The 1,809-nt window shown below is 44.9% G+C and carries 1 protein-coding gene; it reads right to left on the minus strand.

Going from position 1 to position 1,809, the window contains the following annotated elements; translation table 11 throughout:
- Nucleotides 1-1,613, minus strand: a 1,613-nt coding sequence (locus VE944_RS24845; RefSeq protein WP_324983389.1) for a recombinase family protein, incomplete at its 3' end; no start/stop codon positions are given.
- Between the last annotated feature and the right edge of the window lie 196 nt (nucleotides 1,614-1,809).

Raw genomic sequence — 1,809 nt, forward strand, 5'->3', positions numbered from 1 at the left:
TGAGTCCCCGGACACAATGGATACTTTTTAGGGTCAGTTGGTATAATATGTTTCACATCGATCTCCTCTTTCTCTGTGTCTATGGAAACCTCTTCCACTATAAGTTTGATGATTTTTCGGCGTTCATCAAACGTGCATGAGTCGAAGTTTTTGTGCATTTTTGTCACAAAATCGGCAACGTTTTGAACTACGGTTAGTAATGCTTTTCGTTCATCTGCTTGATGTTGTAGAAAATCTACTTCCTGGGTCAGTTTATTGTATTTTGAGGCTATTTTCTCAAGTCTTGACCCGACATCAGTCTTGTCTATTAGGCCTGATTGATAGAGGTCCACCACGCGCTCCTTCTCAATCGTGAGATTTTTTAGTTGGGCTTTTTTGGCGTTCGTCTTTGACTCGTTATCATTGGAGGCCGCCTTGCTAAGTCTGGTCTCATATTCTTCGAGAACTTTACTTGGATCAAGCAGCAATTCCTTCACCGATTCCCAAACCAGTTCGTCAATCGCTTCGACTCTCACTGGGTGCCCCTTGCAGACTCTACCTCCTGGCCAGCGATGACCATCTTGTCCCATGCAGCGATAATAGAGACGCTTATATTTACTGTTCGATGCTGGCTTCCCATAAATAGAGTAGCCGCAAGTCTTACAACGAAGAAGTCCGCTCAGAAGATAGTTATAGCGCTTGTTGTTTCGTGGGGATAGCTTTTGATTTTGCTTAAGTTTGACCTCTGCTATTTTAAAAGTTCTTTCATCAATGATGGCTGGAACTGGAATAGTAATCCAATCGCTCTTTGGGCGATCCCGAGGACTTGATTTTTCACTTCTTAGCGGGTGTTTGCTTTCAATCGCAAGCTTTGTCTTCTTGTCTCTCCGCACTCTCGTGGTTTTACGAAAAGCGGCGTTGCCAGCATATGCAGGGTTTCGCAGCATTCCCCATATCACTGATCTTTCCCAGAACGTCAGACCCGTCCGAGTCTTATACTCTTTTCGGGTAAACTCTCGTGCAATTTCTCCGATGCTGAATTGCTTTATGCAATAAAGCTTGAAAGCCTCACGGACAATCTTTGCTTCTTCAATATGGATCACATAAGCTGCCTCACAGCCTTCAGAAACCTTCTGATAATAATACCCAAATGGGGCACCGCCTAAAACGTTGACTTTGCCTTTTTTTGCGGCAAATAGCTTTCCACGCCTCGACCTCTCAAGAATTTTTTCCCGCTCATATTCGGAGATTACTCCCTGAATTTGAAGGAGCATTTGATCTTCTGGGGTATCACCTATCTCACGGTTGTAGAAAACTACTGACACACTGAGGCGCTTCAATTCATCTATCAGAAGAATCTGATGGGCGCTTTTTCGTGAAAGGCGATCGGGGCTTAAAACATAGACCTTATTAACCTTTCCATGAAAGGCCTTATCCCGTAACTTGTCAAGGCCTGGGCGTTCTAGCGTAGTTCCACTTACACCGTCGTCAACAAAGAAAAGGTCAGGGTCGACAACATCGCCCTTGCTGATAGCGAACTCTTTGAGGGCTAATATTTGAGATTCAATCGTTCGTTCCTGAGCTTGTTTTTCGCTCGATACCCTTGCGTAGAGGCCTATTCTCATCCCTTGCATCTTTTACCTCCTTGCTTTTGACTTGGATGGTTTCAGCAGGGATGATCTGTTCGTACGCTGCTTCAAGCCTCTCTTCTCTACCGAAAACGTAGATGCTTTCAATCGTGATTTGCCACTTGGGCTTTCGTTTTTGCTTGGGCATGGAGCTTCCCCGGAGCAACCTTGAGTCTTGGAGTCCATGACTCCCCACCGGTAA

This window comes from Nostoc sp. (assembly GCF_035638895.1).
Classification (GTDB): domain Bacteria; phylum Cyanobacteriota; class Cyanobacteriia; order Cyanobacteriales; family Nostocaceae; genus Nostoc.